The 24569-nt window shown below is 34.1% G+C and carries 33 protein-coding genes and 1 pseudogene; 30 read left to right on the top strand and 4 right to left on the bottom strand.

The genetic code is table 11. The features are described from left to right. Nucleotides 1-42 precede the first annotated feature (42 nt). From H8909_RS05355 to H8909_RS05320, 8 genes are all read left to right on the top strand, one after another. Nucleotides 43-1272 (top strand): M15 family metallopeptidase, encoded by a 1230-nt coding sequence (locus H8909_RS05355; protein WP_187012114.1) that lies wholly within the window; start codon nucleotides 43-45, stop codon nucleotides 1270-1272. A 43-nt stretch (nucleotides 1273-1315) separates the two neighbouring features. Further along, nucleotides 1316-1831 carry a tRNA 5-(aminomethyl)-2-thiouridylate-methyltransferase MnmM gene (gene mnmM, locus H8909_RS05350; RefSeq protein WP_187012113.1) on the top strand — a complete coding sequence of 172 codons (516 nt, stop codon included), beginning with the start codon at nucleotides 1316-1318 and terminating at the stop codon, nucleotides 1829-1831. A gap of 145 nt (nucleotides 1832-1976) precedes the next feature. Continuing rightward, entirely contained in the window at nucleotides 1977-2213 is a 237-nt protein-coding gene (locus H8909_RS13465; protein ID WP_238928225.1) for an HAD-IA family hydrolase, read from the top strand. 161 nt (nucleotides 2214-2374) lie between these two features. Then, on the top strand, nucleotides 2375-2932 hold the full coding sequence (locus tag H8909_RS05340) for a Sir2 family NAD-dependent protein deacetylase (protein ID WP_187012112.1): 558 nt from the start codon (nucleotides 2375-2377) through the stop codon (nucleotides 2930-2932). Between the two features lie 40 nt (nucleotides 2933-2972). Continuing rightward, a complete protein-coding gene (locus tag H8909_RS05335; protein ID WP_187012111.1) occupies nucleotides 2973-3263 on the top strand; it encodes a DUF3784 domain-containing protein in 291 nt (96 codons plus the stop codon). A 54-nt stretch (nucleotides 3264-3317) separates the two neighbouring features. Further along, complete coding sequence (locus tag H8909_RS05330) at nucleotides 3318-3773, top strand: hypothetical protein (protein ID WP_022425879.1); 456 nt, start codon at nucleotides 3318-3320, stop codon at nucleotides 3771-3773. A gap of 20 nt (nucleotides 3774-3793) precedes the next feature. Further along, on the top strand, nucleotides 3794-4696 hold the full coding sequence (locus H8909_RS05325; protein WP_369409806.1) for a hypothetical protein: 903 nt from the start codon (nucleotides 3794-3796) through the stop codon (nucleotides 4694-4696). A 32-nt stretch (nucleotides 4697-4728) separates the two neighbouring features. Continuing rightward, nucleotides 4729-5757, top strand: a complete 1029-nt coding sequence (locus tag H8909_RS05320; protein WP_187012110.1) for a M42 family metallopeptidase — start codon at nucleotides 4729-4731, stop codon at nucleotides 5755-5757. Between the two features lie 30 nt (nucleotides 5758-5787). On the opposite strand, the gene H8909_RS05315 is transcribed toward H8909_RS05320, so the two are convergent. Continuing rightward, nucleotides 5788-5991: a cold shock domain-containing protein gene (locus H8909_RS05315; RefSeq protein WP_006505439.1), complete on the bottom strand. Its 204-nt coding sequence runs from the start codon at nucleotides 5989-5991 to the stop codon at nucleotides 5788-5790. A gap of 238 nt (nucleotides 5992-6229) precedes the next feature. Between H8909_RS05315 and H8909_RS05310 the strand changes: the two genes are divergently transcribed. The 22 genes from H8909_RS05310 to H8909_RS05205 all read left to right on the top strand — a co-directional run bounded on the left by H8909_RS05310 (nucleotide 6230) and on the right by H8909_RS05205 (nucleotide 21184). Next, the gene (locus tag H8909_RS05310) at nucleotides 6230-7447 is read left to right on the top strand and encodes an aminopeptidase (RefSeq protein WP_238928224.1); all 1218 of its coding nucleotides are present in this window, start codon (nucleotides 6230-6232) and stop codon (nucleotides 7445-7447) included. A gap of 9 nt (nucleotides 7448-7456) precedes the next feature. Beyond that, nucleotides 7457-9046 (top strand): peptide chain release factor 3, encoded by a 1590-nt coding sequence (locus H8909_RS05305; RefSeq protein WP_187012109.1) that lies wholly within the window; start codon nucleotides 7457-7459, stop codon nucleotides 9044-9046. 32 nt (nucleotides 9047-9078) lie between these two features. Continuing rightward, a complete protein-coding gene (locus H8909_RS05300) occupies nucleotides 9079-9687 on the top strand; it encodes a hypothetical protein (protein WP_238928223.1) in 609 nt (202 codons plus the stop codon). Nucleotides 9688-9728: 41 nt separating this feature from the next. After that, on the top strand, nucleotides 9729-10820 hold the full coding sequence (locus H8909_RS05295; protein ID WP_238928222.1) for a glycerate kinase family protein: 1092 nt from the start codon (nucleotides 9729-9731) through the stop codon (nucleotides 10818-10820). Then, nucleotides 10813-11643, top strand: a complete 831-nt coding sequence (locus H8909_RS05290) for an RluA family pseudouridine synthase (protein WP_187012106.1) — start codon at nucleotides 10813-10815, stop codon at nucleotides 11641-11643. The genes H8909_RS05295 and H8909_RS05290 overlap by 8 nt, the downstream gene beginning before the upstream one ends. Nucleotides 11644-11656: 13 nt before the next feature. Further along, complete coding sequence (locus H8909_RS05285) at nucleotides 11657-12115, top strand: hypothetical protein (RefSeq protein ID WP_187012105.1); 459 nt, start codon at nucleotides 11657-11659, stop codon at nucleotides 12113-12115. Between the two features lie 187 nt (nucleotides 12116-12302). Next, nucleotides 12303-12854: a translation initiation factor IF-3 gene (gene infC / locus H8909_RS05280; RefSeq protein WP_006505446.1), complete on the top strand. Its 552-nt coding sequence runs from the start codon at nucleotides 12303-12305 to the stop codon at nucleotides 12852-12854. A gap of 18 nt (nucleotides 12855-12872) precedes the next feature. Next, nucleotides 12873-13061, top strand: a complete 189-nt coding sequence (rpmI, locus tag H8909_RS05275; RefSeq protein ID WP_006505447.1) for a 50S ribosomal protein L35 — start codon at nucleotides 12873-12875, stop codon at nucleotides 13059-13061. 27 nt (nucleotides 13062-13088) lie between these two features. Next, nucleotides 13089-13448: a 50S ribosomal protein L20 gene (gene rplT, locus H8909_RS05270; RefSeq protein ID WP_006505448.1), complete on the top strand. Its 360-nt coding sequence runs from the start codon at nucleotides 13089-13091 to the stop codon at nucleotides 13446-13448. Nucleotides 13449-13564: 116 nt separating this feature from the next. Next, a complete protein-coding gene (locus tag H8909_RS05265; RefSeq protein ID WP_278596914.1) occupies nucleotides 13565-13924 on the top strand; it encodes a hypothetical protein in 360 nt (119 codons plus the stop codon). 50 nt (nucleotides 13925-13974) lie between these two features. After that, nucleotides 13975-14262, top strand: coding sequence for a hypothetical protein (locus H8909_RS05260; protein ID WP_187012104.1), 288 nt, complete (start codon nucleotides 13975-13977; stop codon nucleotides 14260-14262). Between the two features lie 62 nt (nucleotides 14263-14324). After that, nucleotides 14325-14669, top strand: coding sequence for a hypothetical protein (locus H8909_RS05255; protein WP_006505451.1), 345 nt, complete (start codon nucleotides 14325-14327; stop codon nucleotides 14667-14669). A 6-nt stretch (nucleotides 14670-14675) separates the two neighbouring features. Next, nucleotides 14676-15056 (top strand): hypothetical protein, encoded by a 381-nt coding sequence (locus tag H8909_RS05250; protein WP_187012103.1) that lies wholly within the window; start codon nucleotides 14676-14678, stop codon nucleotides 15054-15056. Nucleotides 15057-15121: 65 nt separating this feature from the next. Then, entirely contained in the window at nucleotides 15122-15547 is a 426-nt protein-coding gene (locus tag H8909_RS05245) for a PTS sugar transporter subunit IIB (protein WP_202985906.1), read from the top strand. Next, complete coding sequence (locus H8909_RS05240; protein ID WP_187012102.1) at nucleotides 15534-16817, top strand: ABC transporter permease family protein; 1284 nt, start codon at nucleotides 15534-15536, stop codon at nucleotides 16815-16817. Before H8909_RS05245 ends, H8909_RS05240 begins: the two co-directional genes overlap by 14 nt. Next, entirely contained in the window at nucleotides 16814-17584 is a 771-nt protein-coding gene (locus tag H8909_RS05235; protein WP_117459443.1) for an ABC transporter ATP-binding protein, read from the top strand. The genes H8909_RS05240 and H8909_RS05235 overlap by 4 nt, the downstream gene beginning before the upstream one ends. A 4-nt stretch (nucleotides 17585-17588) precedes the next feature. Further along, nucleotides 17589-18434 carry a patatin-like phospholipase family protein gene (locus H8909_RS05230; protein ID WP_187012101.1) on the top strand — a complete coding sequence of 282 codons (846 nt, stop codon included), beginning with the start codon at nucleotides 17589-17591 and terminating at the stop codon, nucleotides 18432-18434. Nucleotides 18435-18489: 55 nt separating this feature from the next. Next, nucleotides 18490-19191: a gamma-glutamyl-gamma-aminobutyrate hydrolase family protein gene (locus H8909_RS05225; RefSeq protein WP_187012100.1), complete on the top strand. Its 702-nt coding sequence runs from the start codon at nucleotides 18490-18492 to the stop codon at nucleotides 19189-19191. Continuing rightward, a complete protein-coding gene (locus H8909_RS05220) occupies nucleotides 19179-19847 on the top strand; it encodes a M48 family metallopeptidase (RefSeq protein WP_187012099.1) in 669 nt (222 codons plus the stop codon). The genes H8909_RS05225 and H8909_RS05220 overlap by 13 nt, the downstream gene beginning before the upstream one ends. Beyond that, nucleotides 19844-20572: a TrmH family RNA methyltransferase gene (locus H8909_RS05215; RefSeq protein ID WP_187012098.1), complete on the top strand. Its 729-nt coding sequence runs from the start codon at nucleotides 19844-19846 to the stop codon at nucleotides 20570-20572. The genes H8909_RS05220 and H8909_RS05215 overlap by 4 nt, the downstream gene beginning before the upstream one ends. Continuing rightward, a complete protein-coding gene (locus H8909_RS05210; protein ID WP_022425893.1) occupies nucleotides 20569-20838 on the top strand; it encodes an acylphosphatase in 270 nt (89 codons plus the stop codon). The genes H8909_RS05215 and H8909_RS05210 overlap by 4 nt, the downstream gene beginning before the upstream one ends. Further along, the gene (locus H8909_RS05205) at nucleotides 20825-21184 is read left to right on the top strand and encodes a diacylglycerol kinase family protein (protein WP_022425894.1); all 360 of its coding nucleotides are present in this window, start codon (nucleotides 20825-20827) and stop codon (nucleotides 21182-21184) included. The genes H8909_RS05210 and H8909_RS05205 overlap by 14 nt, the downstream gene beginning before the upstream one ends. Nucleotides 21185-21193: 9 nt before the next feature. On the opposite strand, the gene H8909_RS05200 is transcribed toward H8909_RS05205, so the two are convergent. The 3 genes and pseudogenes from H8909_RS05200 to H8909_RS05190 form a co-directional block, all read right to left on the bottom strand. Then, nucleotides 21194-22357 carry an aminotransferase class I/II-fold pyridoxal phosphate-dependent enzyme gene (locus H8909_RS05200; RefSeq protein WP_187012097.1) on the bottom strand — a complete coding sequence of 388 codons (1164 nt, stop codon included), beginning with the start codon at nucleotides 22355-22357 and terminating at the stop codon, nucleotides 21194-21196. Nucleotides 22358-22871: 514 nt separating this feature from the next. Further along, the gene (locus H8909_RS05195; protein ID WP_238928221.1) at nucleotides 22872-24146 is read right to left on the bottom strand and encodes a helix-turn-helix domain-containing protein; all 1275 of its coding nucleotides are present in this window, start codon (nucleotides 24144-24146) and stop codon (nucleotides 22872-22874) included. Nucleotides 24147-24388: 242 nt separating this feature from the next. Then, nucleotides 24389-24569 (bottom strand): annotated as a pseudogene (locus tag H8909_RS05190) (ISNCY family transposase); the annotation flags it as partial.

Here is a 24569-nt window from a genome sequence, read left to right as displayed (position 1 = left end):
TTTGGTACTATTATTCGTGATAAGGAAAGAGGTAAAAAACTTATGAGAAGAAAGAGAAATTATAATTATTCTCCTTACAGTCGTCGTAGAAGAATAAGATGGGATAATGTCTTGAAGGTTGTTATTCCTGTTGTTGTAGTACTTGTATTAGTAATCACATTTAACTTTTCACGTATTAGACTTGCAATGAAAGGCTATTCATGGTCGCAGCAGTCTGCTGTATTAAAGCTAACAAGTGATAAAGTGAAGATTGTGATTGATGATGATTATTTAGATCATATTGATTCATGGTTAAAACATTCTAAGGATGTTAAGTATTATGCTGATTTTGAACAATATCAGTCTCTTCATAAGAAGATGAAAGCTGCTGATGTAGTAGATACATTATCACCAATGTTAGATGACCAGATTCCTGCTTTAAAGAAGAATGGGTATACTGAAAAACAGATTTGGACGATCTTAAAGACAGCTGATAGTGATGATTTAGATTATATTCTAGAAAAAGGCTATAGCTATAATACGATGAAGAATTATATGGCTGTATCTGGATTCAAGTTCAAGGATATGGATAAATATGAAGAGGCTTATAAATCAAGTAAGAATTATAACTATGCTGTATTAAGTACATCTTATCCATTTATTGGAGATTCTACTAAAGAAGCGACTAGACATACTATTACTGATCCAGCACGTTATACAACTCTTGTAAAGAAAGGTTTATACCTTCCTTCTAGTTATAAACCATCTGATTTAGTCACACCTGATAAGAAATATATCACTAAGAAATGTGATCATCCAAAATTAAGAAAAGATGCTTATAAGGCATTCCTTGCTATGCGTAAAGCAGGTGAAAAGGAAGGCTACTATATCATGATCAATAGTGGTTATCGTTCTTATGATGAACAGAGTGAAATCTATAAGGAATATAAACAGAAGTGGGGAGAACTTTACGCAATTCAGCACGTAGCTTTACCTGGAGCAAGTGAACACCAGACAGGACTTGGTATCGATATGAGTTCTGAAAGTGTCGATGAAGGTAAGAGACTTGTATTTGGTGATACATCAGAATATAAGTGGGCATGTAAAAATGCTCATAAATATGGCTTTGTATTACGTTTTGCGGATGGTACTTCTAATATTACAGGTATTACACAGGAACCTTGGCATTTCCGTTATGTAGGTAAAAAAGCTGCTAAGATCATGTATGAAAACAACTGGACATTAGAAGAATATTGTCTTTATACAGGAGACCTTCCTGCATTAAAATCATAATGAATCCGGCATTTGCCGGATTTTTTTAAAGGAGAAAAGAAACATGTTAAGTATGGTAGAGTATGTGCATGAACGTATGCATACATATGATAATTTAGAAATAGGTGTAGATTTCACAATGGGTAATGGCCATGATACAAAGAGTTTAATTGAATGCTGTAAGGAAGTCTATAGCTTCGATATACAAGAAGAAGCACTCAAGCGTACAAAAGAACTCGTAGGGGATCAAGCACATTTAATACGTGATTCTCATGAGAATTTTGATCATTATGTTGATACATTTGATATTGGTATTTTTAATCTAGGCTATTTACCAGAAGGTGATCATAACATTACCACAACACTTGATATTACTCAAAGAACTCTTATTAAGGCGGTTGAACATATGAAAAAGGTCATCTTTATAACTTGTTATATTGGACATCCTCAGGGTAAAGAAGAAGCTTTATGGATTGATAACTACGTATCAGAGTTAGATACACATACATATAATGTATCAAGTTTTAAGATGATGAATAAAAAGAATGCACCTTATGTGATAGAAATAGAGAGAAAATAATGAAATATAAAGATCTCATTTTTGATATTAATAAATACTCTTGATGTAAATATGATTCCATTATAGAAGATTATTCAAGAAGAAAAGGGGATAAATGGACTTTAGAAGAAGTGTACTATTTTGCTTTTTATCTAGGTATGAAGGAATGGATGACATATTAAAGACGTTACATGAAAAGTTAAGATTTAGCGTTGTCTCTTCTAAGAATAAGAAGCGATATGATATTGATGTAGTTTCTTTAGGACTAGATGATTATATGGAAGTTGTTGTACTAGAGGATGATACCTCAAAACATAAACCTGATCCTGAGCCATTATTATTGTGTATGGAACATTTGGGGTTAAATAAAGAAGATGTTATTTATGTTGGAGATGCCTATTAAGATCTTCTTGTTTCAAGAAATGCAGGCATTGATTTTGCGTTCGCAAAATGGGGTGGTGTAGAAATCAAAGACATGAGTGATTCTCATTATATACTAGAGAAGGTAGAAGATTTATTAAGGCTTTTATAAGTGTTATAATATAACACAAGGAGATGATTGATATGAAGATAATTGCATTTACAGGTGCAGGAATATCTAAACAAAGTAATATTCCTACATTTATGGAAAGACCAGATGTCAGAGAAAAACTGTTTAGAAGCTATGCGCAAAGACATCATGAAGAATACAATGAAGTTATTAGACAATTAAAAGCAAATATGAATGGTGCAAAACCAAATGATGCACATTATGCCTTGGCAGAGTATCATATTCCTATTATCACAATGAATATTGATGGTTTACATAAACTTGCGGGTAGTGATGCATTAGAACTACATGGTGGTCTTCCTGCAGATGATGAAATGGATATTGCTTATTCTTTATACAATAAGCCAGTTCTTTATGGTGATCCTGCGCCAAATTATCAATTAGCTTATGAAATGGTTTATACATTACAACCAGGAGATGTATTTTTAGTAGTAGGATGTTCATTCCATACTGGTATATCTGTAGATTTAAGAGAAGTAGCCAAGTCTAGAGGGGCTCGTATTATTGAGATACAGGAAGATGCAGCTCATAATGTTAGAAAAATATTAGAAGAATTATTAAATAATAATTAACTATTTAATATAGAATAAAAGAACTGGAGGAATTATTGATATGCGAATACCGTTATTATTATGTGCGATTTTATTTATAGTTATTTCTATTCCTTTATATTTTGGAAAAGGTTCAAATATGATTGCTGGATATAATGATTTAAGCCAAGGTGATAAAAAAATAAATAAGATGAGATTATGCAGGACGTTAGCAATAACACTTGATATAACTGCTATCATTTTAATATTAGGCGCGTATTCTATTATTAGTATAAATGATACAATGATTTTAGGTGTTATCCTACTAATTGTAGGAGCTGTATTGAGCAATGTTGTTTCCAAAAATAAGTGAAGCAATCGCTATAAAAATATCGGAAGAATTAATGAAAGGAAGATTGATTAATTAATGGACTCAATTTTAATTAAACCACATCATTTTATTGATATTATTAAATTATATGGATCTGGGATAGATAGATTTGTTCCTGATGAAAAAATGGGACATGATTTTTATAAGGTTGCCAATGAAATTATTGATAATCCATCTGTTGGTTTAAAATTAACAATTGGTGGAGATGACATTTGTAAACCCTGTAAAAAGTATCATGAACAATGTGTTGATCCACTAACGCATATACAAGGATATACTAGTAAAGATGTTTATAATAAAACCTTAGATAAACGAATTATAAAACTATATAACTTAAATGATGAATATTATACTGCAAAGCAATTATGCTCTATAATTCAAAATAATAAAGAATATATCTTTGAAGTCTGGAATGAAGAAGATAATGAGGTAACACAAAAAAGATATGAATTATTTTTACAAGGGGCTCATAAATTTTTAGATAACATTTAAAGAATAAAATATAGGAAGATGTGATTGAATTGTCAAAAAAGGAAAAAGCTTATTTTCATTTACCAGGATTATTTGAATTCTATGAATTATATAAGAAGTTCCTTCCTCTTTTTTATAACCATAGAGAATATTTTTATGACTGGTGTGAAATAGGTTCTATTTATGGTGCTCCAATGGACTGTTTATGGGGTGGAGGAAGACTTGGAGAAGGGGAAGATAATCCTCGTGAGGTATTAGACCTGATGAAGACGTATCATATTTCTGCAAGACTTACTTTTAGTAACTCTATGCTAGAAGAAGAACATCTCTCAGATCCTAAATGTAATACATTATGTAGGTTATTTAATGAAGCAGGCAACAATGGTGTGATTGTACACTCTGATCTCTTATTACACTATTTGATGGAGAAATATCCAAATCTTTATTTTGTCTCTTCTACCACTAAAGTCATCACTGACTTTAATGAGTTTAAAGAAGAATGCGAAAGAGAAGAGTTCCGCTATGTTGTGCCTGATTTCCGCTTAAATAAGAAATTTAAATTATTATCTACCATCAAACAGAAGGATAAAGTAGAATTCTTATGTAATGAATGCTGTTATGTAGGATGTCAGGATAGAAAGACATGTTATGAAACGGTGAGTTTACAGAACTTGGGTAAAGATATCCCGGATCATATTTGTAAAGCACCAAATGCAAAGCAAGGCTATCGTTTTTCTCATGCCATGCATAATCCTTCGTTTATCAGTATTGAAGACATACAGTCTATTTATAGGCAATTAGGCTTTACACAGTTTAAGATAGAAGGTAGAAGTCTAGGCAGTGCTCTTGTATTAGAGTTTCTGTTATATTATATGGTGAAGCCAGAATATTCAATTCATGTGAGAGAAGAAATCTATCTTGATAATATGCTTGATCTTTTTTAGATGTTATAATGAGTAAGAAAGAGAGGTTTCATATGAATGCATTAAAAGTAATGGAATTTGCGAAAGAACTGCTTTTAATTGATTCTCCTACAGGATATACAAAAGCAGTCATTGATTTTTATGAAAGGGAAGTCAAAGCCTTAGGCTATGAGACAATGCATACCAATAAAGGTAATCTGATTGTTAAGGTACCTGGTATCGGTCATCATACAAAGGCATTATGTGCTCACGTTGATACTTTAGGACTTATGGTCAGAAGTATCAAAGAAGATGGTACACTTGCATTCACTTTAGTAGGAGGCCCTATTGTTCCTACGCTAGATGGTGAATATTGTAAAATAGTAACAAGAGATGGCAGAACTTATACAGGAACAATTCTATCTAATTCTCCGAGTGCACATGTCTATGACGATTCTAAGAATGCCCCTAGAACTGATATGACAATGCATGTACGTATTGATGAATGTGTGTCATCTAAGAAGGAGGTAGAAGAATTAGGTATCATGCCAGGAGATTATATCTGTATTGATCCTAAAACTACAATTACTCCAAGTGGCTTTATTAAATCTAGATTCTTAGATGATAAACTCAGCGTAGCTATTCTATATGGCTTATTAAAGACAATGAAGGAAGAATTCATTATTCCTCGTGATACTTGGTATTTCTTGATTTCTACTTACGAAGAAGTAGGACATGGATGTGCTTATATTCCTGAAGAAATTGAAGAAGTGATTGCAGTGGATATGGGATGTATTGGTAAAGACTTAAGCTGCACTGAAAGAGATGTTTCTATCTGTGCGAAGGACTCTAGTGGTCCTTATGATTATCAGATGACAACAAAACTTATTAATCTTGCGAAAGATAATGAATTATCTTATGCAGTTGATATCTATCCATTCTATAGTTCTGATGTCTCTGCATCTTTCAGAGGCGGTCAGGATATTAGAGGCGCACTAATAGGTCCAGGTGTGGCTGCAAGCCATGGTATGGAACGTTCACATGTGGATGCAGTAGAGAACACAATGAAACTATTAATTGCTTATATGACAAAAAAAGACTGATGCTTATTGCATCAGCCTTTTTTATGATGATTATTCAACTACTGTAACGTTAGCTGCCTGTGGTCCACGATCGCCTTCAACAACGTCAAATTCAACAGTCTGGCCTTCTTCTAGAGTCTTGTATCCATCAGCGTTGATTGCAGAGAAATGAACGAAAATATCTTTGCTCTGTCCTTCTACTGTAATGAATCCATAACCTTTTTCAGCCTTAAACCATTTTACTTTACCTGTCATCTGACATACCTCCTGTAAATTGCAATACATCAAGCAACTTTATTATAGGCTTTTGCAATCGATAGTGTACTACTGATAAAAAACCAATACAAAATGTCCTGTGTAACTGCTATACATATCATATCACATGTGTAAAATAATAACAAGAAAAATGGAAATTCAACACGTAATATGTTATGCTTTTTCTGTTGACAAAGATTATAAAATTCTTAGAATAATGGAGATGGGGTGTATTGATATGATGAATAAATATGCTGAATTGATAGTAAAAAAGGGCGTTAATCTTCAAAAAGGTCAGAAACTCGTAGTTACTGCGGATGTTGAATGTGCCTCTTTAGTGAAAGCTATCGCCAAAGAAGCCTATAAAGCTGGGGCTCTAGATGTAATTGCACATTATGTAGATGAGGATATTACAAGACTTAGATATGAACATAATGATGTAGATTATTTCAAGAAGGTTCCTGATTATTTAGTTGAACTACGTAATAAGTATGCATTAGAACATGCTGCTGTAGTTACTATTACATCAGAAAATCCTGATGGTTTTAAAGGTATTGATCCTTTAAAGATGGCTACTTACAGTAAAGCTATGCATGAACAGGCTAAGACCTTCTATGATCATTTAGATCTAGGTATTGACCGCTGGTGTATTGTAGGTGCACCTTCTCTTAAGTGGGCGAATAAGGTATTTCCTGATATGAATAATCAGGAGGCTATAGAAGCCTTATGGAAAGCCATCTATCATGTGTGTTATGTAGATACAAAAGATCCTTTAAATGCCTGGGAGATGCATCGTGCATCTTTTGAAGAACGTGTGAAGACACTTAATGAGATGTCTATTGATTACTTACATTATACAAATAGTCTAGGAACTGATTTAAAAGTATATATGAATAAAGACTATTTATTTGCAGGTGGAGGAAGCTTTACAACTGATGGAGTTTATTCTTTCCCTAATATGCCTACAGAAGAAATCTTTACTTCTCCAGACTATCGTAAAACAGAAGGTGTTGTTTATTCTTCATTACCACTTAACCATGGTGGTTCACTCGTCAATGATTTTTATATTCGATTTAAGGAAGGTCGTGTTGTAGACTTTGGTGCTAAGACTGGTAAAGATGTACTTGCAAGCATCATTGATACTGATGATGGGGCTCATTATTTAGGCGAAGTGGCACTTGTGCCAGTTGATTCTCCTATATCAGAAATGGGGATATTATTCTATAACACATTATTTGATGAGAATGCAGCATGTCATCTTGCTCTTGGTAAAGGTTTTAATGAGTGTATTAAGGGCGGTTATGAGATGACTAAAGAAGAACTATATAAACATGGTGTCAATGATTCATTCACACATGTTGATTTTATGATTGGAACAAAAGACCTTGATATTGAAGCTGTGACTCAAGATGGAAAAACAGTACAGATCTTCAAAAATGGTCAATTCGTAATTTAAGGAGGCTATATGTCAGAATTTGTAGATAAAGTAAGTAAACGTCGTACGTTTGCGATTATTTCTCACCCGGATGCTGGTAAAACAACATTAACAGAAAAGTTCTTATTATATGGTGGAGCTATTCAGGAAGCCGGTATGGTTAAGGGTAAGCAGAATATGCGTCATGCAGTCAGTGACTGGATGGAAATTGAAAAACAGAGAGGGATTTCTGTTACATCTTCAGTATTACAGTTCAACTATGATGGGTTCTGTATCAATATCCTAGATACTCCAGGCCATCAGGACTTCTCAGAAGATACATATCGTACATTAATGGCAGCTGACTCAGCAGTCATGGTTATTGATGCATCTAAGGGTGTCGAAGCACAGACACGTAAGTTATTCAAGGTTTGTGCAATGAGACATATTCCTATCTTTACTTTCATCAATAAGATGGATAGAGAAGCCAAAGACCCTTATGAATTAATGGAAGAAATTGAACAGGAATTAGGTATGGATACATGTCCTGTTAACTGGCCTATTGGATGTGGTAAACAGTTCAAAGGCGTTTATGAAAGAGAATTTAAGAAAGTGATTCGTTTCGTACCAGTACAGGGTGGTAAGAAGGAAGTACAGGAAATCATTACTGATTATGATGATCCTGAATTAATTAAAGAAATTGGTGAAGATTATTATGCGACTCTTCAGGATGATGTGGAACTACTAGATGGTGCTGGTGCAGAATTTGATCTAGAAAGAGTACATCGTGGAGAATTATCACCAGTATGTTTTGGTAGTGCCTTAACTAACTTCGGTGTAGAACCATTCTTACATCATTTCTTAGATTACTCTATGCCTCCTCAGCCAAAACAGAGTGATGATGGGCCAATTGATCCATTCAATGAAGACTTCAGTGCATTTGTATTCAAAATTCAGGCAAACATGAATAAAGCACATAGAGATAGAATGGCATTCATGCGTATTACTTCTGGTAAATATACTAAGGGTATGGAAGTATTCCATATGCAGGGAAATAAGAAGATTAAATTAAGTCAGTCTAAACAGTTGATGGCTGATGACCGTGAAGAAATCCAGGAAGCTTATTCTGGAGATATCATCGGTGTCTTTGATCCAGGTATTTTCTCTATTGGTGATACAATCTGTACACCTAAGCACAAATTCAAGTTTGAAGGTATCCCTACATTCGCTCCTGAACATTTCGCACGTATCCGTAATACAGATACAATGAAGCGTAAACAGTTCGTTAAGGGTGTAGAACAGATTGCCCAGGAAGGGGCTATCCAGATCTTCACTGAAATTGGTGGTTCAATGGAAGAAATCATCGTAGGTGTAGTAGGTGTCCTTCAGTTTGAAGTACTTGAATATCGTTTAAAGAACGAATATAACGTAAATATCAAGAGAGAACCTCTTGGATATCAGTTCATTAGATGGATTGATAATGAAGAAATTGATCTATATAGTTTGAATTTATCTTCAGATACAAAGAGAGTTCAGGATTTAAGAGGAAAGTATTTATTACTCTTCTCAAATCAATGGGGAATTAACTGGGCGACTGATAAGAACAAGGAATTAATCTTATCAGAATTCTCTAAAAACTAATGAAAAAGAATTGGCGTTATTGGTGGACGCTTTTGTACTTTGTAGTTTATCTGGTATGCTTCTTCTTTATTGAACATTTTATGCCAGTGACGCAATATCATATGATCTCTACACCAATAGATCATATGATTCCATTTAATGAGTGGTTTGTTTTCCTTTATATCAGCTGGTTTGGGTATATCTTCTTCTCTTTCTGGTATTTCTTCTTTAAAGATAAGAAAGAATACCTGCAGATGATCACATTCCTATTTACCGGTATGACAATCTTTATAGTGGTATCAGCTATCTATCCTAATGGTTTAAATATTAGACCAAAACAATTAGGTCATAGTAATATTGCGTTAATACTTGTTGATTTGCTTTATAAGATTGATACACCAACCAATGTATTGCCTAGTATTCATATCTTTAATTCTATTGGTATGTGCATGGCTTTTAGTAAATCAAAGCATGCAACTAGTATTATGAAGAAGGGAACTACAATTCTTACAATAGGGATTATTATCTCTACTTTCTTAATCAAGCAGCATGGAATTATTGATGCGCTTTCTGCAGCTGTGTTATCAATTATTCTTTATGTAATTGTTTATAAGAAAAAATATTTATTTATTAAAAAGAAAATCTTAAAAGTTCATGGGTGACCATGAACTTTTTTATGTTAGAATACATACAGGGAGTGATAATGATGAAAATACTTGCTGCATTTGATTCTTTTAAAGAAAGTATGACTGCATATGCTGCAGGAGAAGCAGTACAGAGAGCTTATAATAATGTACATATTTGTCCTTTAGCTGATGGTGGTGAAGGGACAATGGAAGTCATGAATCGCTATCTACATGGTGATATTCATGAAATAGAAGTAGCGGGACCACTATTTAAGACAGTTCATGCAAAACTTGCTATTATGGATGATTTGGCTATTATAGAAAGTGCACAGGCATGTGGACTTGATTACCTGACTGAAGAAGAAAAGAACGGAACAGAAGCAACATCTTATGGTGTAGGAGAAATGATGAAATATGCTTATGATCATGGAGTGAAACGTTTCCTTTTGACTTTAGGTGGTTCAGCCTGTAATGATGGTGGTATTGGTTTATTAAGTGGTATGGGTTATGGTTTTTTTGATCAGTTTGATCAGCGTATTCCAATGAATGCGAGAGGACTCGAAACACTTGATCATATTAAGAAAACACGTCTTGATTTATCAAGTATAGAAGTAGAAGGGGCATGTGATGTCACTAATCCACTATGTGGAAAAGAAGGAGCTACTTATGTTTTTGGTCCTCAAAAGAAGGTAAAAAATCTAGAAAAGACAGATCAGGCAATGAAGCATTATGCGAAAATAATGAGTGAATTAGTTGATAAGGATGATTCATGTGTACCTGGTGCAGGCGCAGCAGGAGGTATGGGCTATGCGATAGTGACAGGACTTAATGGTAAATTAGTGACTGGATTTGATGCAGTGAGTCGTACAGTTCATCTAGAAGAAGCAATCCAGGAAGCGGATATTATTTTTACAGGTGAAGGCAAGATGGATCATCAGACTTTATATGGAAAGACACCAATAGGTGTCTTACGCTTAGCACAGAAATACGATAAACCTGTTGTCGCATTTTGTGGAAAGTGTGAAGATAAAGAGACATTACTTGAAGCAGGTTTTGAAGATGTACGCTGTATTAATCATACAGATGAACCTCTTTATGTATTATTAGAAAAAGGTCCACAATATTTAGAAGAAGAAGTGAGACGTTATCTGGAGGAAAAGAATGTATAAAGTTACAAAAGATGAATTATTATTAGATTCTCTTGTAGAGCATACTCGTAAGAAGAGAAATGATTGTAAGAGTTTATTGAAATATAAATCAGTACAGGTGAATGGTGAAGTACAGACTTATCATGCCTTTGAATTACATCCAGGAGATGAAGTAGAAGTTGGTAAGAAGACGAATCTTCCTTTTGAACTTCTTTATGAAGATGATGATATGATTGTAATCAATAAGCCTTCTGGACTAGTGAGTGAAGAGACACGTAATAATAAATATCAGACAGCTTTTTATATGGTGATGGAATATTGCCGTAAGAAGAGACAGCAGTGTTATCTTGTACATCGTTTAGACCAGGATACTTCTGGTGTACTTATGTTTGTGAAGAATAAGAAGCTTTATCAGGAATTAACTCATAACTGGAATAAGTATGTTAAAACAAGAGGCTATGTTGCAATATTAGAAGGACAATGTCGTAAGTCAGGCACAATAAAGAATCATCTTGTAGAAGATAAACAGTTAAAGATGCGTATTGCAAAAGAGGGACAATTGGCTATTACGCACTACAAGCCATTAGAAGTATCTAAGGACTATACAATGATGGAAGTATTCTTAGATACAGGGCGTAAGAATCAGATTCGTGTTCATATGGCTTCTTTGAATCATCCTATTATTGGTGATAGGAAATATGGTGCACGTACAAATCCTTTAAAGAGATTAGGTTTACATGCGCATGAATTTGCATTCACACATCCTTTTACACATAAAATAATGACCTTTAAAGCACCGCTTCCTTCTTCTTTTAAGCAGATGTTTAAACCTTCTAAAAGATAAAGGGGAATAAACAGTGAAACATAGTAAACTAATCAGTCAAATTGTTGTACTTGCGGTATGTATTGTTGCGGTCTTTTGTGGGTTAAAAATAAGAGACAAAATCAGACTACAGAAGGAAGTTGTCTTAAGTGTGAGTGTACATCCTTATGGCCTTATGGATGGAAAAGAAACATATTTAGTGGCCACACAGGTATTCTTTCCTAAGGCTGTTAATATGTCTCAAGCAAGTTTTACTGTAGGTGATTTTAGTCAGCTTGGTGAAGTGAATGAGACACTTTCTAAAGATCAGACTTTAACTGAGGATTATTATAATAGTAAGGTGTTGCTTGAAAAGAATACACGAGTCATGATTGATTATAAGATTGTACAGATGGAACGCCCGATGGATATAGAAAATCTCACAGTCAAGGCTACTATAAAGTATAGAGGCATAAAGATTCATGCGGTGAATGGTGTTATTACAGAAATTTAAAATAAATTAAAAAAGTTATTGACAAACACCTGTATATTGGGTAAGATGAACAAGTAAAAAGTGGAAAGAAGAAGTGCCTACTTCTCGCCCGATTGATACAGTCGATGGGCCAATGTCACTAGATTAAACTCTAACGATAAGTGGGCGCTAGTACGCTCACTTTTTATTTAATATGAAGTAAGCGGAGGTGGCTTTTATTAGACGTTATGATAGAACAAAACCAGTGAAGAAGGAAGATCCAATCAACGAAAATATTCGTTTTAAGGAAGTACTGGTTATTGATCAGAATGGAGAACAGTTAGGCGTTATGAGCAAGAGAGACGCAATGAATCGTGCTTATGATGCAGGACTTGATCTAGTTTGTGTTGCTCCTAAGGCAAAGCCAGCGGTATGTCGTATCATGGATTACGGAAAGTATCGTTTTGAGCAACAGAAGAAACAAAAAGAAATGAAGAAGAATTCAAAAGTTGTTGCGATCAAGGAGACGCAGTTATCTCCAACAATCGATGTACACGATAAGAACGTGAAGCTTAAACGTACTTTGAAATGGTTACAGGATGGCGATAAAGTCAAGGTAGCAATTCGTTTCAGAGGAAGACAGATGGCTCATGTTGATCTTGGACAGAAGATTATGGACGATTTTATTGCGGAATGTTCTGAATATTGCGTCGTTGAAAAGCCAGCTAAACTAGAAGGAAGAACATTGACAGCAATGCTCGCACCTAAAAAAGCAAAGTAAAATAGGAGGAAACTTATCATGCCAAAAATGAAAACACATAGCGGTCTTAAGAAACGCTTAAAGAAAACAGCAAGTGGTAAATTAAAGAGAGGCCATGCATACGTATCTCACTTATCACATAATAAGACACATAAACAGAAAAAGCATCTCGCTAAGTCAACATTAGTACACCCATCAGATTACAAGAGAATCAAATCTCGTATCTAATAGGTTAATTTTAAGGAGGATATACACATGGCAAGAGTAAAAGGCGGATTTACAACTAGACGCAGAAGAAAAAAGACATTAAAGCTAGCTAAAGGTTACTTCGGTAGCAAACATGCTTTATATAAAACAGCTCATGAACAGGTAATGCATTCTTTAAAGTATGCTTACAGAGATAGAAGACAGTTAAAGAGAGAAATGAGAAAGCTTTGGATTGCACGTATCAACGCTGCTTGCAGAATGAACGATATGTCATATTCAACTTTCATGCATGGTTTAAAACTTGCAGAAGTTAACGTTAACAGAAAGATGCTTTCAGAAATCGCAATTGCTGATCCTGAAGGTTTCAAGGCTTTAACTGATTTAGCTAAAGAACAGTTAGCAAAGTAATCTAAAGTGCCAGAGATGGCACTTTTTTCATGCTTAAAAATATAAGTGTTTTGGCTGTGATGTAGTGTATAATGAACTTATAAGTAAACAGAAAGTCATAGAAAAGGTGAAAAGCAGTGAAAGAAAAAGCGATGGATAGGTATGAAGATATAAAGCATGATTTTAGAACATCATATATCAACAGTGAACAATCTGTAGGTATGTTCCATCTTAATGATTTAGGGCCTCAGTTTCACGGATGTCCTTTATTTGCATTAAAAGTATCTTTGGCACTTGCTACTATTGAGGCAGAATTATATCCTACACTTAATGATGGTGTTAATTATATGTTCTATCATACATATGAGAATGTTGATGAAATCATAGTGGGTGTACATGTTGAAACACAAGAAGAACTGGATGAAATGAAGCGAGACAGGGATTTTGTACTTAATTCAGGTAAACTAGATTATGAAGATGCATTTAGGGATGAGTAGAAGATAATTTTGAAATTCAATTTTTCTTCGATATTCGGAGGTTAAAAGACATGCACAATGATATAGTTATAGAAGTTATTGATAAGATAAAAAGTGGTAAACCTATACTTGTCATGCAGGCGATTCTTACAGGAATTGAAGCGAAAATAACTGATGAAGCCTTTATTGAGGAAATAAAAAACAATAAAGATAATGAAATATGTTTGCTAAATATACCTATAGGTTATGTTGCAACAGCTGCATTAGATGTACTTGGAAAAGAAACATATATGGGTAGTAATGAATATATATTAAAAATGATAAGAGATTTTAAAAATGGTACAATTAAAACCGAATGATGAATTTTTTTGTTAAAAAAATATATATGTAATAGAGATGTTGAGAGCAAGAGGGTGAAAAAATGAGCGAATATTCTGATTTTAAACATGACTTCAGAACGGATTATGAAACCGGAGATCAATCAAGAGGCATGTTCCATCTTGATGATTTGGGGCCTTCTTTTAAAGGTGATCCTATGTTTGCTTTGCGAGTATCTTTAGCTTTAGCAACTATCGAAGCAGAATTATATCCTACACTCAATGATGGTGTGAACTATATGTTCTATCACACTTATGAGAACGTAGACAGGATTATCGTAGGTGTACATGTTGAAACACAAGAAGAACTGGATGAAATGAAGCGAGACAGGGATTTTGTACTTAATTCAGGTAAACTAGATTATGAAGATGCATTTAGGGATGAGTAGGTAATTATGGAAGAACTAGAATATTATAGAGAAGTAAGAAATGATGTCTATCAGGAAATGGATTCACAGAAAGATACGCCTCATCCTATGTTTTATGGGAGTTCATATGTATTTTCAGACGAAATGCTAGGAGAAAATAGAGAACTGGAATATTTCATGTGCTTGTGCTATGTTGCTTGTGGACTCTATGAACTAGAACACTATCATGGTATTGAGCCAATCATTGAAATGTATATGACTTATTATATTTATCAATATGAACATTTTGGTAAATATAAGGATATGCTCTACGACTATGAGCTTTTAGAAAAAGACATAGAGAAAATCAAGTCTATGAGAAAACTGAAGTTTGAACGATTAAAGTGCTACGAAAAATCAACCGACTGATGTCGGTTTTTTCACGTTCAGAAAATTAATAGTGTGCTATGAAATAATCTTATATAATATACACCATGAATCTATTAAAAATATTAATCTGCTGTGGGGGTGGCTTTTCATCAAGCTATGTCACTACACGTATGCAGAAACAAATCAAAGAAAATCATTTAGAGAATCAAGTACAGATTGATTTCTCACCCTTTAGCTTGATGCACGAAGTCATTGATCAATATAATGTAGTGATGTGTTGTCCACACCTGCTTATGGAAATTAAGTTGCACTTCAAGGATGCAGGTGTCCCTTTATATGTGCTTCCTCCTAGAATGTATGGCTTGATGAAACTCACTGAAATTGTAGATGATGCGAAAGGAGTAATAGACATCTATAAACAAACAAAACAGAATCCAGTTTATTTTCCTGGAGAAGAAAATATCTTAAGAGTGACACGTATTAACTCTTATCGCCATACACATGGAGGTAAAGATTATGGGGACATTTAAATTTGCCTGTAAGATGTTGAAGCGTGAAAAGAAGCAAGCTATATCTTATGGTATTACTGTTCTTTTTACTGTCTTTGTATCATTTGTCTTCTTTAATATTATTAATAATGATACGTTAATGGATCAAACAGCAGCTGCAAGTGGTGGATCTTTTTCACAGGTCAGTGTTCCATTATCAAGTATTATCGCATTTGTCGTTATAATTTTTTGTGGTTTAATGATGGTTTATGCCAACTCATTCTTTTGTACACATAAGACAAAAGAATTTGCGATTCTTGCGATGAGTGGCAGTAGTTTTTTTGATTCAACACTTTACTTGTTTTATCAGGAAATCATTATCTCTTTAATTGCTTTACCTATTGGTTATTTGATTGGTATGGCAGGGGCAGTAGGAGTGAATTCAATCATGTATCACTCTATGCATATTCATAAGTCTATCTTCATGATTCCTATGCGTGCCTATACAGATACACTTATGACTATTGCGATTCTTTTCTTTGTAACTATTCTAGGAGATTCAGGCTTTGTTTACCGCCATGATATCCAGACACTCTTACATGAATCTCATGAAAAGGTTGTGGATAAGAAATTACCTTCTTATCTTCCGCCATTCATTTATATATTTGCGATTATTTTATTAGTTACGACTCCTTATAGTCCAACTGGATTTGTATTCCCTTGTTTTGTGGGTGGAATAGGGGCGGCTTATGTATTATCGCAGTCAATCACAGAAATACTTAGAAAAATCAAGAGTCAACATTTAGGACATACTTTAGACCTGGTTTCTTTAAGTCATTTATCTACTTCTTTGACTAATTCAGGTGCTCTTATCCTTGTTTATGTTGTCACAAATGTTTGTATGAGTGCTATGATCATTGCTCAGAAAAATTCACCAAGAGAATATATGACCGCTATTATTGCTTACATTGTGATGACAATCTTATTATCTATCACAATTATGTATAAATATGCTGCAGAAACTATGAAAAGAGTGAAATCCTTTAGTAATCTTTATAAGATAGGCTGTACAAGAAAGAAGATTGCTTCTTATATTAAGAAGGAAGTGATTCTCTTCTATGCATTACTTGTTTTAATACCTATTGTTTATCTTGCAATTGTCATGGCTCAGGTTTATATGCATACACCAGATACTTTAGGTCTTATTGTTATGTTGTTTGGTGTGGATATCATTCCACAGATGGTTCTTGCAGTGATGACTTATTATATTTATAAGAAGAATGTTTATACAGAAATCGGAGACGTACTATGAGTGAAATACTAGTTGCGAAAAATATAACTAAAATATATGGTATTGGTACAAGCCATACCTTTGAAGCGTTACATGGGGTCTCTATGACTATGAATGAAGGAGAATTCATCTGTGTCATGGGACCAAGTGGTGCAGGTAAATCAACTTTTATTAATAATCTATCTACAATAGATATTCCTACAAAAGGGAAGGTTTATATCAATGATACTGAAGTAAGAAGTATGGGTGAAAATGAAATAGGTAAGTTTCGTTATGAGAACCTTGGATTCATTTTCCAGGAATTCAACTTATTAGATTCTCTCACTATTCTTGAAAATATCGCAGTTCCTCTTTCTCTTGCGAATTTGCCACAGGAAGAAATAGAAGCAAGAGTTAAAGAAACAGCGTCACGTTTATCTATCGATTCATTACTTCATAAGTATCCTAATGAATGTTCAGGAGGACAAAGACAGCGTGCAGCCATCTGTCGTGCTCTTGTCACTCATCCTAAACTTATTGTAGCGGATGAGCCAACAGGTAACTTAGACTCCCATACATCACATGAAATATTAGAAATATTCAAAGAATTAAATGATCAAGATGGTGTTTCTATCCTTATGGTGACTCATGATCCAATGATTGCCAGTTATTCACAGAAACTGCTTTACATTAAAGATGGTGTCATTGCAAAGCAAGTCGTGAAGGGGGATTTGACACAGAAGGAGTATTTCCATAAAATAGTAGATGTTAACTCAGCAGAGTCAATGTCTTTATTTGAGGGGGAATAAGTATATGAGTGGAATTGTTCTAGAAGGTGGTACATTTAGACCAATCTTTTCATGTGGTATTATGGATTGTTTGAATGATCATGATATTATGTTTGATTATTGTATAGGTGTAAGTGCAGGAATCACTGATGGTGTTTCTTATGTATCAAAACAGCCTAGAAGAAATCTTGAGATACTAAAAACGTATCGTCATGATCCTCGTTATATTGGTCTTAGAAACTATAAGACGGATCATTCTTTATTTGGTTTAAAGTTTGCCTATGAAACAATGTCTAATGAACTTAATCCTTTTGATTATGATACATTTTATAAGTCTCATACAAAAGTACTTGTAGGTGTCACAAATGCGAATACAGGAAAAGCAGAATATATAGATGGTCATAAAATAGATCGTCATTGTACAGTGTTAAAGGCAACATGTGCTATTCCTATCGTATTTTCTGCGATTCAAATTGGAGAAAATGAATATTTTGATGGCGGTATTGCAGATTCTATTCCTGTAAAGAAAGCAATAGAAGATGGTAATAAGAAGCTTTTGATTATTCTTACTAGACCAAAGGGTTATAAGAAGACACTCAATTTTTCAACTCGATTTGCAGCACAGGTTGTGTCTCGTAAATACCCACTTCTTAAAGATGCCCTGCTTTCACGTCATATCAACTATAATGAAACATTAGACTATATTGACAAGCTAGAAAAAGAAGGCAAGGCACTTGTATTAAGACCAACAGAAGAAGTCATCATTGATTCTATGGAAAAGGATTTAGATAAGATTCAAAGAATCTATGATTATGGTTATGCGCTTGCTTTAGAACATCTAGAAGAAATAAAGGCAATATGTCATGAATAGAGTCTCTTGAAAGAGACTCTTTTACTATTTATAATAGTTTCAGGAGCTGATTCGTATGAAACCTATTATCGGAATATTGCCTTTATTTGATGAGAAAAAAGAGAGTTATTGGATGTTGCCAGGATATATGAAAGGTATTGCGAATGCAGGAGGTATTCCTGTGATGTTACCTTTTATTGAAAATATAGAAGATATTAAACAATTATCAGAGAACTTTGATGGTTTTCTTTTTACTGGCGGACCAGATATAGATCCTGCTTATTATCATGAAGAAAAGAAGGAAAATTGTGGAGATTTAACACCTTATAGAGACACATTAGAAAGTCAATTATTTAAAGAAGTATATGCTTTAAATAAACCAATATTAGGAATATGTAGAGGGCATCAGTTACTTAATGTATTATGTGGTGGAACATTATATCAGGACTTACCATCAGAATATAAAAGTACTATAACTCACAGAATGAAACCACCTTATGACAATAAGCAGCATACAGTTACTCTTGTAGAGGATACACCATTAAAGAGTCTATTTAATAAAACTATTCTGCCAGTCAATAGTTGTCACCATCAAGCAATCAAAGAACTAGGAAATGATTTACAACCTATGGCCATAAGTGAAGATGGTTTAGTCGAATCATGTTATGCACCTAATAAGAAGTTTGTATGGGGTGTACAATGGCATCCTGAGTTTATGTGTACAGAGAAAGAAAGTCAGAAAATATTTGAAGAGTTTATAAGAAAATGCAGAGAGTAAAATGGAATATTGAATTAAAAGGACATATATACCCCTGTATTGTTTCATTTAAGAAGATGAAAACAATCAGAGTGAAGATCAGAGATAATTATTTAGAAGTCAGTGCACCTGTTGGTACGAGTGAGAAGTATATTCGTGATTTAATCTATGAAAATGAAGAAGATTTATATGCACGATTATCTTCCTATGTTCCTTATTTTGATCTAAGAGAGGATGGGTATGTCTATATCTTTGGTAAGAAATATCAAATAGTTGTCAGAGATATTAAGAAGAAACAATGTGCAATTCATGGAGATAGTATCTACGTGTATACTTCGTATATAGAAAATGCGTTAAGTATATATCTTTCTCAGATACTCTATGAATATTTAAAAAAGAGAACATCAGAATATCTTCCTTTATTTAATCGACCTATGCCACGTATACAAATTAAACAATATAAAGGAAGATGGGGAAGCTGTTATGATCAATTAAACCTTGTGACATTTAATTTCTCTTTAGTCTATTTAGATAAAGAGTTGATTGATTATGTAATTGTGCATGAGTTATGTCACTTTATTGAACCAAATCATTCTCCTCGATTCTATGCAGAAGTCAAAAAGAGAATGTTTGATTATAAGAAACGTATGAAAATATTGGAGGAAAAGCATGTATGATTCAATCAGTGAATAATAAAACAATTAAAGACCTTGTAAAATTAAAGAACAAGAAAACAAGAGATGAAAAAGGACTTTTTCTAGTAGATGGATTCCATATGGTAGAAGAAGCAAAAAAAGCAGGACTATGTGATTTAGTTATTAGTACAGATGAATCATTAGAAGGACAGGATAAAGTGCTTGTTGTGTCTGATTCTGTTATGGAAAAATTGTCCTATACAAAAACACCACAGCCTATTATGGCTGTATGTCATAAGAAGGATAATATTTTAAAGCACTATGATCGTGTTCTTATTTTAGATGGTGTACAGGATCCAGGAAACTTAGGAACTATCCTTCGTTCAGCACTTGCCTTTGGCTTTAAACAGATTGTCATGAGTCCTGATTGTGTAGACTTATACAATGATAAGGCATTGCGTTCTACTCAGGGTGCTGTTTTTCATTTAGATATTGTCCGTGATGATTTGAGTCATGTTATTCCAGAACTACAGAAGTTAGGGGTACGTGTCATTGCGACAAGCTTACATAACGCGTCTTCTATTGATGATATTAAATCAACAGATAAGATGGCATTTGTTATGGGGAATGAAGGGAATGGTGTGAGAGATGAAACAATTGCGATGTCTAATGCCTCTCTTTATATTCCTATTGATACAATGGAATCTCTTAATGTTGGTGTAGCAGCAGGTATTGTGATGTATACCTTTAAGGGGGGTTCACTATGATTAGACAGCATATCTATTTTTCAGGAAGAGTACAAGCTGTTGGATTCCGTTTTAGAGCACAGATGAATGCGACTCAGTTAGGGCTTACTGGCTGGGTTAGAAATCTCTTTGATGGACGTGTCGAAGCAGAAGTCCAGGGCACACCTGAACAAATCAATCGTTTCATCTACAAGATGAAAAATGAACAATGGATAGACATCACTGATATGGAAGTGAAAGATATTCCGGTAGAAAAAGGGGAGAGAAGATTTGATGTTACATACTAGACAATCTCTTTTAAAATCTTTTCAGCATGCCTTTGAAGGCATTATCCATACAATTAAGAAGGAACGTAATATCAAAATACATCTTTCTTTTATGTGTGCCGTTATCTTATGTGGTTTCTATTTTCATATTACGAAGATTGAATGGATGATCTGTCTTATTCTATTTGCACTTGTTTTATCATTAGAACTTGTCAATACAGCAATTGAAGCTGTGGTGGACTTAGCCTCACCGGATATTCATCCCCTTGCAAAGCTCTCTAAAGACGCTGCAGCAGGCGCTGTGCTTATTAGTGCAATCATTTCAGCTATCATTGGCTTGATGATCTTTATACCTTATATTATTTAAAAAAGCGGACTATTTGAATAGTCCGCTTTTATCCATCATGTCTAATGCATGTTCTATTGTATCATCACTTTGTACAAGAGCCATACGTACATAACCTTCACCTTGAGTACCAAATGCATTACCTGGTACCACAAGAACACCTGTTTTATCAAATAGTCCCTTTACAAAAGTTTCAGAATCTTTAAACTTATCAGGAATCTTTGCCCATACAAACATAGTACCCTTAGGCATATCGATGTCCCAGCCAATAGACTTACAGCCATTGACTAATAAGTCTCTTCTATGTTTATAAGCATTTCTTGTTTTTTCTACACATGATTGATCCTGTGTTAATGCTTTAATTGCACCTTTTTGAACAGGTAAGAACATACCATAATCTAGATTAGATTTTAATGATTTCAGTTTTCCAATAATTTCTTTATTACCAAGCGCAAAACCAATACGTGCACCTGCTAAACCATATGTCTTACTTAATGAGTTGAATTCAATACCCACATCCTTAGCCCCTTCAAATTCTAAGAAGCTGTGTCCTGGTCCTTCAAATAATAATTCACTATAGGCATTATCATGAAGTACCATGATGTTGTATTTCTTTGCAAAGACAATAAGTTTTTTATAGAATTCATCATTCGCAACACCACAAGTTGGATTATTTGGATAAGACACAATCATATACTTTGCATCTTGTGCAGTCTTTTCATCAATCATGTCAAAATCAATTAAATAATCATTTTCCTTTAATAAAGGCATAGTAACAACTTTAGCCCCAGCGAGTAGTGGTCCATCTCTAAAGATTGGATAACATGGATCTTGTACAAGCACAATATCATCTTCATTTACCAAAGTTAAAGCAAGATGTGCTAAGCCATCCTGAGATCCAAGTAATGATGTCATTTCAGTTTCGGGATCAATAGTGACACCGTATCTTCTTTCATACCATTCTTTTACAGTATTTTGAAGATCAACCGCATCCTTAATCGCATAAAGATAGTTTTCTGGCTTCATTGCCTCCTTTGCGATTGTTTCCATGACTTCCTGAGTTGGAGGAATATTAGGTGCTCCGATACTTAAATCAATGACTTCTAGTCCTTGTTTTTTTCTTTCACTACGCATATTTGCAAGTGTAGTGAAGATGCTTTCTCCGAAGAGATCCATTCTTTTTGAAAATTTCATTTTTATATACGCCCTTTCTTCAAGTATCATAATACAAATATGAAACAAATGAAAGTTTCAATTTATAAAAAAACTTCTTGAAATGTATGTGTAATTACTATTTCCCTGCTTTCGGCTTGTTCGATAGATTAGATTTCAGAAATGGATATTACGTTTGCCAGAATGGGAAGCAGAGAAATGAATCATAGAATTGATGGTGAATTCATAATGACCTAAAGTGAAAAGTTAAATTCCACTTTAAAAAGAAACGAAAATAATGTGGAATTTAGTCGTTCAGGATTATATTTTCATAAGAATATCGGGTATTAATTCTGATATTCTTTTTGTTTTGGGAATGGAACTTAATCATTCGTACACTAGAAATGAGATTCTAACGTCATAAATCATGGTATTTTAAGGCGCAATAAAGCTATGGAATTTCGTTCATTTTTTCGAGTGTAAGACTAAATTCCACTTTACTTTCATGTGCTATTGTCAGCCTGCCTCTCATGTTTCATACATTCTCCGAATGATTTTAGTTATCTTCTTTTAATAAATATGGTTTTAAAATAATATCATCATTTTCTATTTTCTTGATTCCAAATTCTATGAATCTCTTGTATAAATCTGGATTAAGGAACTCCATCATCTCCAGCGGAGATTTTCCCTTCAGGTACTCCTTTGGCTGGGAATTGATGTGGGATACTATGAGATTAGCCTTCTCCTGTGAATCTAGACCAAGCGCTTGGAGATTTGTCCCTTTAGGGCATATGTAACGTATCTCCTTGTGGTAGTTTTCAAGACTTCCTTTCTGGCGTGATGCCATAGGATCACAGTAAAAGACATGAGTTCGCATGCTGCCATCATTATCTTTTTCCAGTCCTTCTGCATCCGAAAATTCAGAACCTCTATCCGTCTTGATTACTTCTACTTCTTTCAGGAACAGTTCTTTTCCTAATATCGATTCAAGAAGGTCTACACCTTCAACCATAACCTTTGCAGTCTTCTCTTCATGGTATATAATAAACATGAAAGAGTAAGACAGGAACTTAAAAGTCTGCATGAACGGACCGCTTTGTCCATTGTAGACGGTATCCATCTCGACGATACTAACGTTGTCATTATCGTCAGTATATGAGATGAAATCATCATAGGTGTGGCCTATCAGGAACTTTCTGTCTTCTCTTTTTTTATATTTGACAGAATCCTTCTTTGATATTCTTCTTGTCTTGACTCTTAGATCAATATCAAGCAGACCGAACTGTCTAAATACGCCAGATTCTATGTAGTTGTATAATGTCTTTTCAGAAATATTCAATTCAGGATGAGAAGTAATGATCTGATATGGTGATTGACCTTTCTTGATAAGAGGGACAATGATATCAGCTAAAGCCTTAAGCTCGCTATATGTCATATTTATTCCTTCTCTTGAGTTAATGAGGTCAGCCATATATTCCTTATTGGCGATATCTGCAGAATATGTGAACTTATCAAATCTGCAGTGCTGGTATTTAGGACAGCCATTGCAGGCGCCAGGAGATCTGTCTCTTCGCTTACATTTGAAAACTACTAAGTCAGCACAGTTCTTGTATGCATGGTGATGCTTGCATCTGTCCTTGTTGGCGCACGCAGGATCAAAGCTGCAAATATGTGAATGTACTCTATGTGCCTTGATTTCTTTGCCTATAGTTGATTTATCCTTTCCAAGAGTTGCAGCGATAGAAGTCTTGGTAGAACCATTTTCTATTCCTCTCTGAATTATTTCTCTTTCTGAAAGAGTAAGATGCAGATTCTTATTTGATTTAGCCATGATAATCAGCCTTTCATGAAATAGAGAAACAGACATCACAGTAATTATATACCTGAAGGAGAAAATTCAACTATTGAAAGTGTAAAAGTAAATTCAACTGTAAGAGTAAAATCAAGTGGAAAGAAGTGAAAGACTAAACGCAACTTTGCCCCGCCTAAAGTGGAATTTAACTTTTCACTTTAGGGGATTTTGAAATCAATAGTTTTTAATGTCAACCGAAATTGATAATGTCCCAAAAATAATCAAACATTAGCACCACAACGGTGCTTTTGTTTTGTGGCAAAATTCGCAAAGATGGATTTTCTCCATGGATGATCCATTGGAGGAATATACTTTTTCTTTTCTTTCTTAGGTGCCTCCTGAGGAGTATCAAATTCCTTTGATACTAGTTCATGTTCAGCTACTTCTTCCATCAGATAAAGA

This window comes from Catenibacterium faecis, assembly GCF_014306455.1.
GTDB classification, from domain to species: domain Bacteria; phylum Bacillota_I; class Bacilli_A; order Erysipelotrichales; family Coprobacillaceae; genus Catenibacterium; species Catenibacterium mitsuoka_A.
The sequence above is the reverse complement of the archived record's forward strand: the minus strand, read 5'-3'. Positions and strand labels throughout refer to the sequence as shown.

Bases quoted from the DNA above. Each gene is read 5' to 3' on its own strand.
- H8909_RS05355 (WP_187012114.1), top strand. From the start codon at position 43: ATGAGAAGAAAGAGAAATTATAATTATTCTCCTTACAGTCGTCGTAGA.
- mnmM (WP_187012113.1), top strand. From the start codon at position 1,316: ATGTTAAGTATGGTAGAGTATGTGCATGAACGTATGCATACATATGAT.
- H8909_RS13465 (WP_238928225.1), top strand. From the start codon at position 1,977: ATGGATGACATATTAAAGACGTTACATGAAAAGTTAAGATTTAGCGTT.
- H8909_RS05340 (WP_187012112.1), top strand. From the start codon at position 2,375: ATGAAGATAATTGCATTTACAGGTGCAGGAATATCTAAACAAAGTAAT.
- H8909_RS05335 (WP_187012111.1), top strand. From the start codon at position 2,973: ATGCGAATACCGTTATTATTATGTGCGATTTTATTTATAGTTATTTCT.
- H8909_RS05330 (WP_022425879.1), top strand. From the start codon at position 3,318: ATGGACTCAATTTTAATTAAACCACATCATTTTATTGATATTATTAAA.
- H8909_RS05320 (WP_187012110.1), top strand. From the start codon at position 4,729: ATGAATGCATTAAAAGTAATGGAATTTGCGAAAGAACTGCTTTTAATT.
- H8909_RS05315 (WP_006505439.1), bottom strand. From the start codon at position 5,991: ATGACAGGTAAAGTAAAATGGTTTAAGGCTGAAAAAGGTTATGGATTC.
- H8909_RS05310 (WP_238928224.1), top strand. From the start codon at position 6,230: ATGATGAATAAATATGCTGAATTGATAGTAAAAAAGGGCGTTAATCTT.
- H8909_RS05305 (WP_187012109.1), top strand. From the start codon at position 7,457: ATGTCAGAATTTGTAGATAAAGTAAGTAAACGTCGTACGTTTGCGATT.
- H8909_RS05295 (WP_238928222.1), top strand. From the start codon at position 9,729: ATGATGAAAATACTTGCTGCATTTGATTCTTTTAAAGAAAGTATGACT.
- H8909_RS05290 (WP_187012106.1), top strand. From the start codon at position 10,813: ATGTATAAAGTTACAAAAGATGAATTATTATTAGATTCTCTTGTAGAG.
- rpmI (WP_006505447.1), top strand. From the start codon at position 12,873: ATGCCAAAAATGAAAACACATAGCGGTCTTAAGAAACGCTTAAAGAAA.
- rplT (WP_006505448.1), top strand. From the start codon at position 13,089: ATGGCAAGAGTAAAAGGCGGATTTACAACTAGACGCAGAAGAAAAAAG.
- H8909_RS05260 (WP_187012104.1), top strand. From the start codon at position 13,975: ATGCACAATGATATAGTTATAGAAGTTATTGATAAGATAAAAAGTGGT.
- H8909_RS05255 (WP_006505451.1), top strand. From the start codon at position 14,325: ATGAGCGAATATTCTGATTTTAAACATGACTTCAGAACGGATTATGAA.
- H8909_RS05250 (WP_187012103.1), top strand. From the start codon at position 14,676: ATGGAAGAACTAGAATATTATAGAGAAGTAAGAAATGATGTCTATCAG.
- H8909_RS05245 (WP_202985906.1), top strand. From the start codon at position 15,122: ATGAATCTATTAAAAATATTAATCTGCTGTGGGGGTGGCTTTTCATCA.
- H8909_RS05240 (WP_187012102.1), top strand. From the start codon at position 15,534: ATGGGGACATTTAAATTTGCCTGTAAGATGTTGAAGCGTGAAAAGAAG.
- H8909_RS05235 (WP_117459443.1), top strand. From the start codon at position 16,814: ATGAGTGAAATACTAGTTGCGAAAAATATAACTAAAATATATGGTATT.
- H8909_RS05230 (WP_187012101.1), top strand. From the start codon at position 17,589: ATGAGTGGAATTGTTCTAGAAGGTGGTACATTTAGACCAATCTTTTCA.
- H8909_RS05225 (WP_187012100.1), top strand. From the start codon at position 18,490: ATGAAACCTATTATCGGAATATTGCCTTTATTTGATGAGAAAAAAGAG.
- H8909_RS05220 (WP_187012099.1), top strand. From the start codon at position 19,179: ATGCAGAGAGTAAAATGGAATATTGAATTAAAAGGACATATATACCCC.
- H8909_RS05215 (WP_187012098.1), top strand. From the start codon at position 19,844: ATGATTCAATCAGTGAATAATAAAACAATTAAAGACCTTGTAAAATTA.
- H8909_RS05210 (WP_022425893.1), top strand. From the start codon at position 20,569: ATGATTAGACAGCATATCTATTTTTCAGGAAGAGTACAAGCTGTTGGA.
- H8909_RS05205 (WP_022425894.1), top strand. From the start codon at position 20,825: ATGTTACATACTAGACAATCTCTTTTAAAATCTTTTCAGCATGCCTTT.
- H8909_RS05200 (WP_187012097.1), bottom strand. From the start codon at position 22,357: ATGAAATTTTCAAAAAGAATGGATCTCTTCGGAGAAAGCATCTTCACT.
- H8909_RS05195 (WP_238928221.1), bottom strand. From the start codon at position 24,146: ATGGCTAAATCAAATAAGAATCTGCATCTTACTCTTTCAGAAAGAGAA.